General features: G+C 41.4%; 8 protein-coding genes. 5 read left to right on the forward strand and 3 right to left on the reverse strand.

Annotation, left to right across the window (positions count from 1 at the left end; translation table 11 throughout):
* The first annotated feature begins 71 nt into the window (after window positions 1–71).
* The 5 genes from CAL6303_RS19185 to CAL6303_RS31515 all read left to right on the forward strand — a co-directional run bounded on the left by CAL6303_RS19185 (window position 72) and on the right by CAL6303_RS31515 (window position 12,935).
* On the forward strand, window positions 72–638 hold the full coding sequence (locus CAL6303_RS19185) for a DUF11 domain-containing protein (protein ID WP_015199487.1): 567 nt from the start codon (window positions 72–74) through the stop codon (window positions 636–638).
* Window positions 639–819: 181 nt separating this feature from the next.
* Window positions 820–2,370 (forward strand): DUF11 domain-containing protein, encoded by a 1,551-nt coding sequence (locus CAL6303_RS19190; protein WP_015199488.1) that lies wholly within the window; start codon window positions 820–822, stop codon window positions 2,368–2,370.
* Window positions 2,367–6,353, forward strand: coding sequence for a hypothetical protein (locus CAL6303_RS19195; RefSeq protein WP_015199489.1), 3,987 nt, complete (start codon window positions 2,367–2,369; stop codon window positions 6,351–6,353). The genes CAL6303_RS19190 and CAL6303_RS19195 overlap by 4 nt, the downstream gene beginning before the upstream one ends.
* Entirely contained in the window at window positions 6,350–8,539 is a 2,190-nt protein-coding gene (locus tag CAL6303_RS19200; RefSeq protein WP_015199490.1) for an OmpA family protein, read from the forward strand. The genes CAL6303_RS19195 and CAL6303_RS19200 overlap by 4 nt, the downstream gene beginning before the upstream one ends.
* A 238-nt stretch (window positions 8,540–8,777) precedes the next feature.
* A complete protein-coding gene (locus tag CAL6303_RS31515; protein WP_015199491.1) occupies window positions 8,778–12,935 on the forward strand; it encodes a hypothetical protein in 4,158 nt (1,385 codons plus the stop codon).
* Window positions 12,936–13,057: 122 nt separating this feature from the next.
* Here the strand turns inward: CAL6303_RS31515 and CAL6303_RS19210 are convergent, their stop codons facing one another.
* The 3 genes from CAL6303_RS19210 to CAL6303_RS19220 form a co-directional block, all read right to left on the reverse strand.
* Window positions 13,058–14,290, reverse strand: a complete 1,233-nt coding sequence (locus CAL6303_RS19210; RefSeq protein WP_015199492.1) for a zinc ribbon domain-containing protein — start codon at window positions 14,288–14,290, stop codon at window positions 13,058–13,060.
* A gap of 408 nt (window positions 14,291–14,698) precedes the next feature.
* A complete protein-coding gene (locus CAL6303_RS19215; RefSeq protein ID WP_015199493.1) occupies window positions 14,699–15,196 on the reverse strand; it encodes an FHA domain-containing protein in 498 nt (165 codons plus the stop codon).
* A gap of 334 nt (window positions 15,197–15,530) precedes the next feature.
* Complete coding sequence (locus CAL6303_RS19220) at window positions 15,531–17,957, reverse strand: heavy metal translocating P-type ATPase (RefSeq protein ID WP_015199494.1); 2,427 nt, start codon at window positions 17,955–17,957, stop codon at window positions 15,531–15,533.
* Window positions 17,958–18,225: the final 268 nt, after the last annotated feature.

The raw sequence follows: 18,225 nt of genomic DNA on the forward strand, positions 1-18,225 counted from the left end.
TTACAAACGGTAGCTGAATCTAAATTTGCAATCGACGAATCAAGTATTTTTCAACTTCAAAAGGTTTTTCTATGAAACGTAGTTCATTGTTAGGATTAGGAGCAGTTGCATTCATCGCTATTGCACCTGTAATTGCTCAAGTCCCCGCAGCTAAAAATTTTTTCCAGTCGGGTGTAAACGCGCAAAACGTTCAAAAACAACAGCAAGTAAATTTACAACTTGATGCTGAGAAACAAGTTGTTGCTCAAGATCAACAAGGTAAGCAAACAAAGACTTGGCTGGCTTTAAAGGGTCAAGCTAAAGTGCAGCCTGGAGATGTATTACGTTACACAATTACTGGCGAAAACATCAGCGACAAACAAGTTAAAAACTTAACTATTAATCAACCAATTCCTCAAGGTATGGAATTTGTATTGAAGTCTGCAAGTGCAGATGATAAAAGTAATTCAAAAGTTACTTATAGCATCGATGGTGGACGTAATTTTGTCGAAAATCCAACCGTGCAAGTAACTCTTCCCGACGGCAAAGTTGCAACCAAACCAGCACCTGCAAATGCTTATACCCACCTGCGAATGAAGGTTTCATCTGTGGAAGCAAAGAGTGTTGTTAAAGGTAGCTATCAAGTCAAGGTTAAATAATTTTTAGGTTATAGACATGAGACGTAGCATTGCTACGTCTCTACAAGGGTTATGGGTAAAAAATAGTTTACTATATTTGATTTGTTGAAAGACTAAAATTAGAAGTTATTTAACAAAAGTATTTTGTTTTAAAAGTGTATTTACTTAATAGAATAATGGCATTTTTGAGGAGCAATTTTAAGTGAACCGTCGGCAACACCAAAAACGAAGATATTTAGGAAAATATCTCGATAGAAAATGGTTGCAAAAGGTAACTACAACGTTATTAATTGGTAGTGTTTTTCATGGTTCTACAGGTATAACAAACGCCCAGCAGATAGAAACAAAAACTTCCTTGCCTTTACTTAATAATCAAGCCAGTTACTCTTATAGCGATCCTGCCAGTAAATTTACATTTCAAGGCACATCTGCTCAGATAGATACCAGTCCAATACCCTTGGTTGATCCATTAGGACGCATTTTAGGATGTGGTGGTGAACTTTTACCAGATTACACAGGTTTTTCTGTCGGCATGTATGAAGCAAATCCCAATGATCCGACGGGAACTGAGTTAGGTAATTTGGTTCCTCTGACGCGAACTGAGTTACCCGATATTCAAAATAATGGTGTTCCGGCTGGACTCAAACCTAATATCGAAAATAGTAATCCTTATTTTGTGACTAACCAGGAACCTAAAGGTACCTATAACTTTTTATTCGACCCTAATAAAAATCAAATTGCTCCTGGTAAGACTTATATTTTGGTAGTTAATCCACCAAAAGATTCGATTTTCACTCAACGACGCATCAAGCTGCAAATTGTTGATAGTACAGGTGGAATTGGTAATAATATTGTTCGATATATTGCTACTTCCCTTGATGGTCAACCAATTACCACTACTGGTGGTACAAACTTCACGGATACTATAGCTTTCGTTCCGAATGCGGAAACTGTGGGACTCGATTTATTAGCATTCCAATTTACAACGGGAATGTGTAAACCAGAACAGGTGCAAATTGTCAAATCTGGGGATAGAGCAACTGCGGAACCTGGTGATACAGCAATTTATCGTCTTTCGGTGAAAAATCTTTCTGATGTTGCTTTAAATAATGTTGTTGCTACTGACAATTTACCTTTGGGATTCAATTTTATCTCAAAATCGGTACGAGGCGAAATTAACGGTCAAGCTGTCAATGTGACGGCAGAACGTCAAGGTTCAACGGTGACATTCCGTACTGATACCGCAATTCCCCAGGGTCTGGTATTAAATATTGCCTATGCGGCGCAACTTACAAGCGATGCTGTACGGGGAGATGGTAGGAACAGTGCAATCGTCAATGCACAACGTGCAGATAATGGTTTTGCTTCTAAGGATGGTCCAGCAATACATCAGTTAAAAATTAGACCAGGAATCACATCAGATTGCGGTACTGTTATCGGTCGTGTGTTTGTTGATAAAAATTTTGATGGTGAGCAGCAAGCAGGGGAGCCAGGAATACCAAATGCGGTAATTTATATGCAAGATGGGAACCGTATTACTACTGACCCAAATGGCTTGTATTCTGTAGCCAATGTTAAACCAGGGAGTCATACGGGAGTTTTAGATTTAAGTAGTCTTCCCGGTTATACCCTCGCACCTAATACCAAATTTAAAGAACGTAATAGCCAATCGCGTTTGGTGCGGTTGGAACCAGGTGGAACGGTACGCATGAATTTTGCAGTCACCCCCACTTTCCAGGAGGAAGGAAAATGATACATCGACTGCATATTACATCTGATTCTGCTTCGGAGTTGAAAGATCAGGAAAGGCAGAGTACAAATTTACCAGTGTTCCGCTATCAGGTTGAAGTTGTAAATGATCTTTCAAAGTCTAAGTTGAGAAAGGCAGTTAACCGTTCTCACCTAGCATTTGTGAATGGGATTAACCTACGGTTTGCGATCGCGTTTGGCTTGGTTTTTGCTCCCACTATAGCGAAAGCACAATCAATAAATTCTCCTGATAATTTATTGAGTTCTGAGTCTAATAAAGCACACGAAGATTTTGGAATTGAAAAAGTTGCAAAGGAAGAGGTAATTCTAGAGGAAAAAACTGATACCACCCAACTTATTAGTCAATCACAGGATTTGCCTAACATTGATGTTTTTTCAGAGGTTGAGTTTGCACCTACAGTAACTAGTTCCGGTAGCGTCTCAACGGCTAAAAGACTAGAAAAAGCTCTGAATCAAAAACCATTAAAAGAGGGTATTCAGCCTTTCCAACCTGCTAAGGAGGTTAAATTACCTGCAAGTATACAAAAATTAGCTGAGAATAAAAAAGAAGAAGCTGGGGTTCTCCCTGTTGTCGCAAGTGAAATTTCCATAGATGCACAGCAGAAAGAACAAAAGCCAATTTCTTCCCCATCTTCCCCCACTACTCAAATCAAAATCCTTTCTCCTACTCCTGATTCAGTTGCTGATATTCCCGCAGCGACGGTTGTTTTGCAGTTCCCTGTGAATGCAAATATTGAGTTGCGGGTGAATGGTGAGTTGGTTAATAGCGACTCTATTGGACGCACAGAAACTGACTCTAGCAACAATTTGGTGACACAAACTTGGTATGGTATTTCCCTCAAAGAAGGCGAAAATATCATTACTGCACAGATTGTAGGTACATCTGAGTCTGCATCTACGGTGAAAGTTGAAGTTAGGGGTGCGCCAACTAGTTTAAAATTGGATACAGTTGAAGCTCGTATTCCTGCGGATGGACGTTCGATTGCAAACGTTAAAGGACAATTAGTTGATGCTAATGGTAATCGCTCTAATCGAGATGCAATTGTTACTTTAAATGCAACATCTGGGGAGTTTGTTGGTGTTGATTTTAAACCAGATGAACCTGGTTTTCAGGTGGAAGCGAAAAATGGACAGTTTACTGCAACCTTGAAATCTGATTTGAAAGCGCAAACTGTCAGAATTCGAGCAAATAGCAATGATTTAGAAGCATATACACAATTACAATTTGAAACAGCGTTACGTTCAAGTTTAGTGACTGGTGTCGTGGATTTGCGTTTGGGTGCTAGGGGTACTGACTATTTTGGTAGTTACCGCGATTTTCTGCGTCCAGATAAAGATAAAAGTACTCAGTTAGATTTCAATGCGGCTGTTTTTGCCACTGGGACAGTAGGTGAATGGTTATTTACTGGTGCGTTGAATACTTCCCGTTCTTTGAATGAGGATTGTAATTGCGATAATCGTTTATTTAAAACCTATCAATCCAATGAACAGAATTATCCAGTTTATGGAGATAGTTCTAAAGTTGATGTAACTACACCTTCCACTGATAGCTTATTCTTGCGGTTTGAACGTTCTTCCAAGATTCCTGGTGCAGCATCTGACTATGTAATGTGGGGTGATTACAACACTGAAGAATTTAATCGCACTTCCCAACAGTTTACAGCGATCGCACGTCAGCTACACGGCTTTAAAGCCAATTATAATGTAGGAAATTTGCAAATTACGGGTTTTTACGGGAATAACGTTCAAGGATTCCAACGGGATACTGTTGCACCTGATGGAACTAGTGGTTTTTACTTCCTTTCCCGACGGATTCTAGTTCCTGGAAGTGAAAATATTTTCTTGGAGTTGGAAGAACTTAACCGTCCCGGTACTGTATTGGAGAGGAAACAGTTAAATCGCGGTGCTGACTACGATATTGATTATGACAGGGGGACAGTTTTATTCCGTGAACCAGTTCTACGGACTGACATTGGTAATAATGGTGAGGTTTTAGTTCGGAGAATTGTTGCTAGCTATCAATATGATAGTCAAGATGCCAACAGTAATATTTATGCGGGACGATTACAGTATAATTTGGCACGAGGATTAAATAGTGAAAGCTGGGTAGCTGGAACTTATTTAAAAGAAGATCAAGGTGTACGGGACTTTGAATTATTTGGTGCAGATGCTTTAATTTCCTTTGGGAACCAAGGTAGATTCATTGCAGAGTTTGCGCGATCGCGTAATAGCTCGGAACTAATGAATAATGTTAGTGGTGATGCTTACCGCTTGGAAGCTGAAGGACAAATTTTTAAGAATCTTCAAGGACGTGCATATTACCGTTTTGCGGATACAGGATTTGCCAATAATGCCACAATTAGTTTTGTTCCGGGACAAACTCGCTACGGCGCACAAGTAACAGGTAAACTGTCATCAAGTACAAATTTGCGCTTCCAGTATGACCATGAAGATAATTTTGGCATCGCACCGCAACCATTAGATACTTTTGAAGATTTGTTTGCACCTCGTTTGGAAGCTGTTCCCGGTAGCAAGGTTGATAATTCCCTGACTACCATATCTGCGGGAGTTCAACAAAAATTTGGTCGCAGTATCTTTGATTTAGATTGGATTCATCGAGACAGAAAAGATCGGATTCCCAACAACGCATTAAACAGCAAATCAGACCAACTGCGATCGCGTCTCACTGTCCCCATTACTAATAATCTCACCTTCCAAGCACAAAACGAACTGACCCTATCTTCCGAAAAAGATGCCATTTACCCTGACAGAAGTATCTTTGGTTTAAATTGGAATGTACTTCAGGGAGTTAATATTAGCCTTGCACAGCAGTTTTACCATGGGGGACAGTTTGAAGGTAACTCGATTACATCCCTCAGCGTCAACGGAGAACACAAACTTGGTAGTGATACGTCAATTACTGGACGCTATTCGATTTTGGGAGGTGCTAATGAACTTACAACCCAAGGTGCAATTGGTTTAAATAATAAATGGACAATTTCCCCAGGTTTGCGTCTTAACCTCGCTTACGAACATATTTTTGGTAATTTCCAAGCACGAAATGCAACTGGACAGCAATTTGCCCAACCTTTCTCTGTTGGACAAGCAGCTTCCTCCATCGGCTTTAATGGTGGTGATAGCTACAGCATCGGTTTAGAATATTCTGACAATCCCAACTTCCAAGCAAGTGCTAAATACGAACATCGCAGTTCCTCAGTTGGAAATAATTCAGTTATTACCGCAGGCATTACTGGTAAATTATCACCATCACTCACGGCTTTAGCACGCTACCAACAAGCAAATGCATCTAATCAGAAATTAGTAGCTTTAGGTGACACCGCAAATCTCAAACTAGGTTTAGCTTACCGTGACCCCAATAACGATAAATTTAACGCTTTGTTGCGGTATGAATATCGTAAAAATCCCTCCATCATTCCCGATACAATCCTCTTAGGTAGTGGTACTGGTTCTGAAGACCACACTTTTGCTGCCGAAGCTATTTATGCACCAAATTGGCAATGGGAATTTTACGGAAAATATGCTCTTCGCAATAGCAGTTCTTTCTTAGCAAGCGATTTACTTGGCAGTAGTAGTATAAATTTGGCACAAGTTAGAGCTACGTATCGCTTGGGATACAGCATGGATTTAGTTGGTGAAGCGAGGTGGATTGGGCAATCGGACAACACCGAAACCGGATTTGTTGTGGAAACAGGTTATTACCTCACCCCAAATTTGCGACTGTCTGCTGGCTATGTTTTTGGTAAAGTTGATGACCGCGATTTTTCCGGTACCAGATCTGCTGGAGGTGGTTACTTGGGGTTAACAGTTAAGCTGAACGAACTCTTTGACGGATTTGGAATGCAAAAACGTCCACCAAGACAGCAGAAGGAATCCGTGGTGCAAGCACTGCGAAAACACAAAAATCAGACAACTTCGCAGCTGCAAAGTGAGGTTAAAGGAATATGAAACACGAAGAAAATAAAAGACCTCTCCCTGACTTTGTTCAACAAACAGGCAGGGGGGCAGGGAGCAGGGAGCAGGGGGGAAATGGTAAAATAAAAGAAAGAATTAGTTTATTTATTCTTCCTTATTTCTTATTCGCTTCCATTCCTAACATCGCTGCTGCACAAACTCAAAACACTTTAAAAATCACAGTAAATAGCAACGCAGACGAAATTAAACCAGATGATAGGGTTACATTGCGAGAAGCGATCGCACTTGCCAACAATACCCTATTAATAGATAAACTTAGTGAGAGCGAAAAAAATCAAGTTCAACCAGCAAGTGGAAATTCGCGGATTGAATTTAACCTCCCTGCGGAACAAACCACCATCCAACTCACGGAGATTTTACCAGCTTTAACATCCCCTGGTACCATTATTGATGGAACAACCCAACCAGGTTACGACAGCACACAACCTGCAAACGCAACAGATTTTGTCCCCCCATTACCCACAACTCCAGTTGTGGCAATTACTCCCGCACCTGGAAAAGAAGTATTTCGCGGACTATCTATAGTTGCAGATGACATTACCATTCGCGGATTAAGTCTGTACGGCTTTACTGCCAAATATCAAACTACTGCAAGTCTTCCTCCTGCTGATATCTTCATCGCATCCAGTGACATCAAAAACCATACGAACCCAGCCAAAAACGTAGTTATTGAAAATAACTGGTTGGGAATCACACCCGATGCAAAAATGCCAGAGACACCTTCAGCTTTTGGGGTATCAGTATTTAATGCAGTGGGGACAATTATTAAAAATAACCGCATATCATACCACGACGGTAGCGCAATTATTACCGGATTTCGGGGAGAAAAAACCCAGGTTATCGAAAATATAATTATTGGTAACGGTTTAGCAGGAATGCCAGATGCTATCCGCTTAGATGGTAAAGTCGATAAATCAGAAATCCATGCTAATTTACTCTGTGCAAATGATGGTAGTGGAATATTTTTATTTAAACCTGAAGGTGCAGTGGAAATCAAAGACAACGATATCAGATATAACGGTCGCAGATTGCGACGTGCAGCAGTATATTTGATGGGAAGTGACCACAAAGTCACCAATAATAAAATTATAAATCAAGCAGGTTCCGGTGTTGTAGTCACAGCATTTCCTCCCAAGGGTTCATTTAACAACGGTGTATCTGTTCGCAACCAAATAGAAAATAACCGCTTTGCCAAAATCGAAGGACTCAGCATCGACTTAAATACCAGAGGACATGCTGATGTCCAAGACTTTCAACGGGGAGACGGCAAAAACCCGCGTCGGGATACAGGAAATCGTCGCTTAGATACTGGGAATGCGGGAATTAATTCACCTGAATTTCTTTCCCCAGAATTTTTAAACATCAACGGCAAAGTTAACATTGATGGAATTGCTGAACCAGGTTCAGAAATCCAAATTTATCAAGTAGCTGAAGGTGGGTTAAATCAGGTTTTAACTTCCGTAAAAGCAGACGAAAAAGGCAAATTTGCAGCAACCTTAGAAAATCTAAAACCGGGTTCTGTGGTGAGTGCGATCGCATCTCATCCCAAATACGGTACCTCGGAACCAGCATACTCGGCTTTGGTGACATCAACCAACCCCGAAGAAATGGCTCAAATTCGTAAAAATGTTGCACTTATAGAAAAACAAGACGAACTTGCAAACCCAGTAGGAGAAATTCCCAATTGTACAACTCCCAAACCACCTGAACCCGTCCCTGAACCACCAGTTGAACCAACCCCAGAACCACCACCAGAAGTAATTCGTTTGCGGGTTCCTAATAATATTCACTATGCACTCAATAAAGACTTTATTAGTGCTGAAAGTGGCAAAGTATTAGATAAAATCGTTGCGGTGATGCAGCAATATCCCACAATTGTCATTGAACTCCAAGGACACACAGATTCCCGTGCTAGCGATGCTTACAACAAAGATTTAGCATTCCGACGTGCGGTAAATGCCAGAAATTATCTGATTAAAAAAGGAATTGCACCGGAAAGAATGACACTTCGTTCCTTTGGGGAAAGAAAATTAAAAACACCTGGTAGAGATAGAGTTGAACATGCTCAAAATCGTCGTGTTGAAGTGATGTTTTTTGATATTCGTGGTGTGGAAATTATTTTGGAATCACAGGATGAGGATTTACAAATAGAGCGGTAAAAACCAAACTAATGTAGAGACGTAGCAGTGCTACGTCTCTACAAATTAAAAACACCAATAATTTGCGTGATTTTACTTAACTAATTAATCATTATCCGTGGGAATACTATATAGCATAACGACTTTTCATCAACTTCAAACCTAGTGAAAAGATGCTTTAATCTTCATCTTAGTATCTATAAATTTAGAAACTCAACATTATTACTTACAAACTATGTATTTTGACTGGAACTAAATCATGAAATCATTATTTAAAAATTTAAGCGCGATCGCCTCAGTCAAGAAAAAGAATAAATATTCATCTGGTGTAGCTTTGTTCACTGCTGGAGCGTTAATAGCACCCCAGTTTTTAGTGATGCCTGCCCCAGTGCGAGCCGAGCAGGTAGGAATTTGTGCTACACCAGGCAAAGACGGAACGGCAACTATTAGTGGAATTGTCAATACCTATTATCCAGGAACAGGAACAGTGAATGCAGGCTCAACTTCTGTGAGCATAGGAGCTATAAACCCTAATGGTAATACTACGCCAATAGCCAAAGGGGACTTGCTATTGATTATTCAAATGCAAGACGCGGATATTAATTCCACTAATACTGATGCCTATGGAAACGGTGTCGGTGGCGATGTCAATTCAAATACAAACATTGTGCCATCCCCTTTGGCAGCAAGTGGATATACCAGCCTCAATAACGCTGGAAGATACGAATATGCCGTAGCCAATGGTCCTGTCTCCGGTGGTGTTATTCCATTGACCAAAGGTACTACCTATTCTTATCGTACTGCTGCCGCCACGAGTTCTGAGGGGGTGCGGTCATTTCAGGTGGTGCGAGTCCCTCAATATACAACAGCAACAATAACAGGTACGTTAACAACAGCCGCACAATGGAATGGGGGTTCGGGGGGGATTGTTGCCCTGGATGTTAGAGAAGGATTAAATTTCAGTGCAGGCAGTGTAGTTGATGTTAATGGTCTTGGTTTTAGGGGAGGTGGATCTAACCCGAATGGTTATTCTGGTAGTTCAACTTCAACTTTCCGAACCACTAGTCAAGGCTCACTAGCAGGAATCGATGGACCCAAAGGTGAAGGGATTGCTGGTACACCCCGATTTGTGGCACGCCAACCTTTTGGTAGTTTTAATGTTCGTTCTACAACAGTCACCGATGATCTGGGTACACCGGGCTATCCCAATGGTGATGAGGGTCGTGGTGCGCCAGCGAACGCAGGTGGTGGTGGAAACGAACACAACTCTGGTGGTGGTGGTGGTGCCAACGGGGGTGCAGGGGGATTAGGTGGGCGATCGTATGGGGATTCACAATGGGGTAACACTACACAACCTACATTTGATGCTGCTGTAGGTGGTTTCGGAGGAACTCCAATTGCTGCTGATCCGACTCGTTTAATATTTGGTGGTGGTGGTGGTGCTGGCGATACTAACGACCAAGCTAAACCATCTGGAGCTGGTGGTGGTGGCGGTGGTATGGTTTTAATTCGAGCCGGAAGTGTTAGTGGCTCAGGTACTATCAATGCTAAAGGAGCAGATGGAATTGACAGTCCTGCTGGGGCTTTACCTGACGCGGGTGGTGGAGGTGGTGCAGGTGGTACCGTCTTGGTAACAACGGCAACAGGAAATGCATCGGGGTTAACTATTAATGCTACAGGTGGTATTGGTGGTGATCTAAACGAAAATAATACAACAGAAACGGATGGTCCTGGAGCAGGTGGTGGCGGTGGTGTAGTTTACACAACTGGTGGTGGAGCGACTGTAAATGTTAGTGGTGGTGTAGCTGGATTAATTGTCAACGGTCAGGTACGAAATAATACATCTAATAGCGCAACACCTGGATTGACGGGTATTAATCAGACAATTACAGCGAGTAGTCTAACCACAAGCATCTCCGGTAGTGACCCTAGTTGTGCCTTCTATGATGTTTCCGGTACTCTTTATGAAGATACAGACGGTGGAGATGATTTCGATGCCAGCGAACCGAAATTACCCGCAGCAGTAAAAGTTATTTTATACAAAGATAACAATAACAACAACACTGTGGATACAGGTGAAGAAGTCACAAATATTCCAACTAATGACCAAGGGCAATACACATTTACTAACGTAGCGACTGGTACATACAAAGTCAAAGTAGATACTAGCGATAATGATATACCCAACGGCTTGACCTTAGGCACATCAAATGATTTAACAGTTAACGTCTCTACTGCTGCGGTTAATAATATCAACTTTGGTTTCGATCGCGCTCAAGTTAGCTTTGAACCCGATCCCCCAACCCCAGATGCAGAACCTAATCCCCCCGCAGGTATTTGTGCTGCACCTGGTTCGGATGGGACTTCGACTATTAGCGGTGTCGTTAATACTTACTATCCCGGTACTCAATCAGCAAGTATAGGTGCAACCCAAATTACTATAGGTGCTGCCACCGGACTCAACTCTGCCATCAAAAAAGGAGATAAGCTGCTAATCATCCAAATGCAGGATGCGGAAATTAACTCTACTAACACCGATAGTTATGGAAATAGTAATCCAGGAGGTGCAGGTAGTGGTTCAACAGTATTTAACAGATCAGGATATTACCAATATGTAGTTGCCGACAATTCTGTCGCACCAACGGGGGGTAATCTGCAAATCAAAGAATCTTTAGCCTATACTTTTACTAATGCTGATGCGACCAGCAGCAGAGGACAGCGACGTTTTCAGGTAATTCGTTTACCTCAATATCGCAATACTACAATTAGCGGTACAGTTACAGCAGCACCTTGGAATGGACGTTCCGGGGGGATTGTGGCAGTGGACGTAGCAGATACCTTGACATTCTCTGGAGCCGGAAAAATAGACGTTAGCGGTCAAGGTTTCCGAGGGGGTGGTGGTAGAAACACTACTGGTACAGGTGGTACACCCCAAGCTTTACCAGGAAATAAAGATTATGTAAGTCTGTCAACTAATCCCTATCACGGTTCTAAAGGTGAAGGTATTGCCGGAACACCCAAATATATTAGAAATGATGTTACGACATCTGTAACTATTAATCCTGACGAAGGTTATCCCAATGGTAGCTTTGGTCGAGGTGCTCCCGGTAACGCAGGTGGAGGTTCCACAGACCCTAACATAGAAAAGAACTCTGCTAACACTGGTGGTGGTGGTGGTGCTAACCGTGGTTTCGGTGGTAAGGGTGGTGACTCCTGGACTGATGGTTACGGTCGTCAACCTGTAGGTGGTTTTGGTGGTCAAGCTTTCCTCACTACAGTTAATCGTATCGTTCTGGGAGGAGGCGGTGGTGCTGGTACCTCCAATAACTCAGTGACTGGAAATGTTCCTTCCGGTGGTGGCGGCGGCGGTATCGTGATGGTGCGCGCTGGTAAAATTTCAGGTACTGGCACCATTGAAGCGAATGGGTTTCAGGGTGTAGAACCGAATGGTACTGATGGTGGTGGTGGCGGTGGTGCAGGTGGTACTGTAATAATTCAATCTGTGACTCCATCCACCCCGAATTTGGCAATTAATGCTAGAGGTGGAAAAGGTCTGGATTCTGGCTACTTTGAACATGGTCCCGGTGGTGGTGGTGGTGGTGGTTACATCGCTTTCCAAGGTATAACACCTACTACCGATGTCAGCGCTGGTCAACCTGGTAATGATAAAGCTGGGGGTACTGTGAACCCGAACCCTGACCCCTATGGTGCAACTGCTGGTGCTAATGGTTTATTTGAACAGAAAACTATTCCCGCAGCTGGAGTCAAACCAGGGGCTGAATGTCTTTACCCAAATGTGTTGTTGGTGAAGCGGATTACATCTGTTAATAACCAAACTCAAAATTCAGGTAGTGATAATCTGGCAGCATACAAAGACCAAGATACTAACCCCTACGATGACAACAATATAACTATTACTAACCCCAATCCACCAGTAGAACCCGCAGATACAGAAAATTGGCTTGACCCGACTACCTTTCTAATTGGTGGTATAAATGGCGGGAACGTCAAACCCGGCGATGAAATCGAATACACCATTTACTACTTATCAGCAGGTGACACAACAGCAAGCAAAGTTTTAATATGCGATCGCGTTCCCGAAAATGTCACCTTTATGCCGACTGCATTCAATAGTTTCGCAACCAAAAATAGCAGTGGTCTTCCCGGAAGCGATCGCGGTATTGTTTGGCAATATAATGGTGTAACTGAATCCCTCACCAATACCAAGGATGGTGATACAGCCGAATATTTAGCCCCAGGAATTGACCCTGTGAGTAAATACCCTGCTATTAAATGTGATGGTTCTAATACCAATGGTGTTGTAGTTGTAAATTTGGGAAATTTACCTAATGCAACAGCACCAGGTACACCAATTAATTCCTACGGATTTATTCGTTTCCGAGGGAAGGTCAAATAATAGACATCTCCAGAAATTTCCGAACTTTCTGAAATTAACATTCATTACCTGAAACCCCTGTAGAGACCTAGCATTGCTACGTCTCTACGTCAACCCTAGATGATACTTAAAACATCAAAAATTCAATCAGAATTATTTGATTCTTGAGAATATCCACACTCTTTACAATAAGATAAATGTTTATAAGTCATACTGTGACAGTTAGGACATTCAACATATTGATAATAACCACAGTGGGGACAGTAAGCATCGTTGTGTCTGATTTTCTTTGCACAATTGACACAGCGTGATTTTTGAATTCTATTACTTGCTTGGGATTTGGGATTTAAAACGAATTTTTGAGCAAGTTTGATAATTCCAAAACCAATTAAGGGAATTAGTAAGATATAAATATAATTGACAAGAAAAAGCAAACCACCCAGAATATTGCTAACAATATCAAAGATAAATTTGAATATTATTCCAATTTGGAGAAACTCGAATATTTTCAGAATGAGGGGAATAAAAAATATGACTAGTAAATGCCAACTAATCAGAGAAACAAGTCCATATCTTCGACGTTGAGCAAATTTATCAACTAATAGAGCAACAATAATTAGTGGTAGCAGAAAGAAAGACTGCAAAGCTAGTTGAATACTAGGATACCAAAAAGCAGCTTGATTATAGCCCTTTTCAACTACCGTGAATTTGTCGTTATCTTTTAAAAATACTAAAAAAGTATAACTATCTGGGTTTGTGAGTAATTGATTTTGAAAATTAGAATTTTCCTGATTCAGAGTAGCGATATTGCGGGTATTTTTATCTAAATCTTGTTTGGCTTTTTCTGCGCCAACTGTATTAATCGATTGATTCCGAGGTTGTCCAGCAATTTTCTCTAAGAGTGAGGAATCATATTGATTACGAATAGTCCTATTTGCCTGCTCTAAATTACTAATTTTGGATTGGTTACTAGTAATATTTTCAAGAATCTTTTTGTTTTCCGTATTGGCAACTTTATTTTTGATTCCATCAAAACTCAAACATATTTCTGATAACTTACCCAAACGAGATTGTTGCGCTTGCTGTGGGAATGAAAGATTATCTTTTTGTTGTGTTAAGGCTAATTTGATAATCTCAAAGTCTTTATTTTTCTTGGTTTCATTCCGATAATTTTGCCATTGTGAATAACAAGGATAAGCTTCAGTCGGACTAAAATGCCATCTGCTAATATCATCTAGTCCAGAAAATACATTACTCAGGATAAAAATATCAATTAAAACAATAACAATCAAACTAACTCTATTTAATGGTTCATTATTGATTGTTCTGCTTCGATGAAAAAATTGACGAAAAAAACGGTTAATTCTGGCAAACATAAACAATGAACAGTTCAGGTATATTTATGAACACGATTTTACCTATATAAGAGCATGTTTGAAAAGTTTTAGAAGGTATAATTTATCATTCTGTAGTTTGCTTCTCCGTAGGAGTGTGGAGCCAGTCCTTTCAAGGCGAACTAATGTACTAGCTTTTCTGTCCAAAATACACGTCCAATTAACCCCCTAAAAATAAGGCTTGTGATAAATCTTCGACAATATGAATCAAAAGCGTGAAAATTACATCAAAGTCAATAGACTAGGCTCCGCCTCCAGTGCAGATAAGAGGCTCCACCTTAAAGTCATGGTTCCCAGGCAGAGCCTAGGAACCAGTCAATGATACAAAAACTGTATGTTGAAAATCAGATCAAAGTCAACAGCCTAAACTTAAAACCCAAACGTGGTGAATTAATCTTCTAAGTCTTCAGCCATACCAGGATTTATGAGTGTAATATCGTACTCAGTGGAATCCGTTTGATTAGTTCTGGTGGTATCTTTCAACAGATAGTAAATTGCCCGTACCTGGGGACCAAAAATGATTTCGTCTTCATTTTTCAAGTCATGTGCTGACATCTTTCGTCCATTGATCATCAGACCATTGGCACTGGGTTTTCCGTTAGCATCACCATCTACAATCCGATAATAGTAGCTTTGATTATTTTCCCGTGGAAGTTTAACTAGTCTGGCATGACAGCGGGAGACAAATTGCGACACTAAGCGAATATCACAACTGTGGTTTCTACCAAGGGAATAGACATGATTTTCCAGGGTAAATTCCTTACGTCCCTGCTCATCCTGTAATATGAGTAAATGATTTTCGTTAGTTTCTGGTGTCATTGAGGAATCGTTGCTCACGACGGATGAACTCTGATTAACTAAAATTTGTTGATTGTTTTTTCCTGCCATTCTCTGAATTATAGTTTTTGCTGAAAGACGATTTGGGGGCTAAATTAAGCAGTTTTATAGGTTAAAGAAAAAGAAAGTAACTTGAAGTTTACTTTCCCTAGCATTAATAGCGACTTTAGGCACTTTTTAGCCACTTTTAAGTAGGTTTGCGGTTAGGGCTGCAATAGACTGTACCCACACATTGTATTTTCTTTACTAGAAAACTAGAAAAACTAGCGTAAAATTAAGTATTTTTTGATATATTTTGGATGTGATGTTGTTATCACCACAGTCTAACCTGAGTTTAGTTAAACTAGATATTTCACAATACTAATTTTATCAAGTCTACTTAAAATTAGCGCTTGTAAGTAAACCATCTTAAAAGTAGGGAATTTGTCACCACGCTTACTGAACTAAAAGCCATTAGCAGGGCTGCGCCTGCTGGGCTGAGAATAAAGCCTAGACTTGGTAGCATGACACCAGCAGCCAAAGGTATGCCAACTGTATTATACGCAAAAGCCCAGAATAAATTCTGGCGAATTTTACTAAATGTAGCCCGACTGAGTTCGATGGCGGTGATCACGTCAGTTAATTCGTCTCGCATCAAGATGATTTCGGCGGTTTCCATGGCGACATCGGTACCAGAATGGAGGGAAATACCGACATCAGCTTGGGATAATGCGGGAGCATCGTTGATACCATCACCCACCATCGCCACAATTGATTTTTGGGGAGAATTGGGATGAAATTCACCTTTTTGGAGAGATTCAATGATGGCGGCTTTTTTAGCAGGGGGAACACCCGCAATAATATCGCTTTTGTTGATGCCTAGTTGCTGCGCGATCGCATTCACGGCTTCGAGGCGATCTCCGCTGAGTAGCATGACCCTTAAACCCATTTTCTGTAGGTGTTTTATGGTGTTTTGGGCATCACTTCTGAGGGTGTCGGTTGCGGCGATAATTCCGGCTAGTTGTCCATTTTTTGTTAAGTAAATAATTGTTTTACCAGCTTGTGCCAATTCTTGAGTTATGGTTTCGGCTTGTTGATTCAAGCTAATTCCATGCCAACTTAACCAATCGGCATTTCCCAAAAGGATGGTTTTTCCCTGCACCACAGCCGAGACACCGAGTCCCGGCTCTGTATAAAAATCTTCAGCTTGGGGAATGATTAATTTTCGTTTTGCGGCTTCTGCCTGAATAGCGATCGCTAACGGGTGGGAAGTACCACTTTCGGCAGCAGATGCAAATTCCAATAACTGGGAATCTTCCTCTGAAGTTAGGGAAATACAATCCGTTACCGTAGGTTTACCAGTAGTTAATGTTCCTGTTTTGTCAAAGACAATAGTTTTTAGGTGATGTACTTTTTCTAAGACATCACCACCTTTAATTAACAAACCCCGTTCGGCACTCATTGCCGTTCCCACCATAATTGCAGTGGGTGTTGCTAATCCTAGCGCGCAGGGACAGGCTACAACCATAACAGCGATGGCTAATTTCAAACTCAGCAACAAATTGGAGGGGGAATGCTCAACTCCCACCTGGTGTGACATTCCCATGCCGTCGGACATCGGGATATTACCCCAAAGATTTGCCCCAATAAAGTACCAAAACAGAAACGTTACTAAAGAAGCAGCCAAAACAAAGTAGGTAAAATAACCCGAAACAATATCAGCAAACCTCTGAACCGGGGCTTTGCGGTTTTGGGCAGTTTCCACCAGAGCGACAATTTGGGCAATAGTAGTATCATCACCAGTACGATTCGCCTCGATAGCCAGCATACCCAATTGATTGAGTGTACCAGCCGTGACAGTATCCCCCACTTGCTTCAACAGGGCGACAGATTCACCAGTCAACATCGCTTCATCTACCGTGCTTTGTCCATAAATGATTTCACCATCAACCGGGATTTTTTCCCCCGGCAATACCTGCACCCATTCACCAACTCGCACCTGTTCGGCAGGAATTTCCACGACTGATTCAAAGAGATTTAGGGCAATTGGGAAAATGGTACCAGATTCTTCTCCCCCTGCTCCCTGCTTCTTCTTCGGTTTCCCAATTAATTTCGCTTGTTGAGGTTGCAGTGCCAATAATTTTCTAAATGCTGATGCTGCCTTTCCCCTTGCACTTTGTTCTAGGGTTTTCCCCAATAACATGAAACCTAAAATCATCACAGGCTCATCAAAAAAGCATTCCCAGCCTAGTTGAGGAAATAGCAGCGCCACTACACTGGCAGTATATGCCGTCAAAGTTCCTAAACCCACGAGGGTGTTCATGTTGGGGGAATTGCGCCACCAACTCAGCCACCCATCAACTAAAATAGGACGACCAGGAATCAAAATTGCTAAAGTTGCTAAGGCAAAGTGTAACCAAATGTTGTGGAGAAACGGCACACTAAAACCTAAGATGCTACTGACATGACCCATGACCGATAAGGCTAATAATAAACTAGCGATCGCTAATTGCTGCCTAGCCGAACGCATTTCATGATGACGCTTGGTGTTGAGGGTTGCAGCGGTTTGTTTTCCCTGACGAACTTGGGTTAAAAAGCCAACTGATGTTAAATGTTGCGCTAAAGCATCAGCGTCAACAGTTCCAGTTTCATACTCAACCACTGCCACATCAGTTGCCAGATTTACAGCAGCTGTTTTTACTCCAGGATATTGACTCAAATGACGCTCGACAGTTCGCATACAGCCAGCGCACTTCATCCCCCCTACATCAAGAATAACTTTAGTGTTCACGGTAATAGTCTGCGGTTGTTCGGTTTTGGGAAGAAGTTGCATGGCAAATTGTTTAAGTCAACTAAAAAACTTTAACGTTGCATAATTGGCATATCTACTTTGAGGGTAGGCTATATTTCTTATCTTGACATGCTTGACGTGCTGTCGGATCTGTTAAATTTTTCTGTAATTCTCAGCTAATACCAATTTCACACAAAGAATACGACAGATTGTTTCTAGGGGTAAAGCGCAATGCCTATTGGTGTCAACTTCAGCTAAAAAGCTCTTGAAATCTCATTTCCAGGCTCTGGGTATTGGTGACATTAAAATA

This window comes from Calothrix sp. PCC 6303 (assembly GCF_000317435.1).
In the GTDB taxonomy this organism is placed as follows: domain Bacteria; phylum Cyanobacteriota; class Cyanobacteriia; order Cyanobacteriales; family Nostocaceae; genus PCC-6303.

What these genes read in the sequence shown, in the direction of transcription:
- CAL6303_RS19185 (WP_015199487.1), top strand. Translation starts at nt 72, where the DNA reads ATGAAACGTAGTTCATTGTTAGGATTAGGAGCAGTTGCATTCATCGCT.
- CAL6303_RS19195 (WP_015199489.1), top strand. Translation starts at nt 2,367, where the DNA reads ATGATACATCGACTGCATATTACATCTGATTCTGCTTCGGAGTTGAAA.
- CAL6303_RS19200 (WP_015199490.1), top strand. Translation starts at nt 6,350, where the DNA reads ATGAAACACGAAGAAAATAAAAGACCTCTCCCTGACTTTGTTCAACAA.
- CAL6303_RS31515 (WP_015199491.1), top strand. Translation starts at nt 8,778, where the DNA reads ATGAAATCATTATTTAAAAATTTAAGCGCGATCGCCTCAGTCAAGAAA.
- CAL6303_RS19210 (WP_015199492.1), bottom strand. Translation starts at nt 14,290, where the DNA reads ATGTTTGCCAGAATTAACCGTTTTTTTCGTCAATTTTTTCATCGAAGC.
- CAL6303_RS19215 (WP_015199493.1), bottom strand. Translation starts at nt 15,196, where the DNA reads ATGGCAGGAAAAAACAATCAACAAATTTTAGTTAATCAGAGTTCATCC.
- CAL6303_RS19220 (WP_015199494.1), bottom strand. Translation starts at nt 17,957, where the DNA reads ATGCAACTTCTTCCCAAAACCGAACAACCGCAGACTATTACCGTGAAC.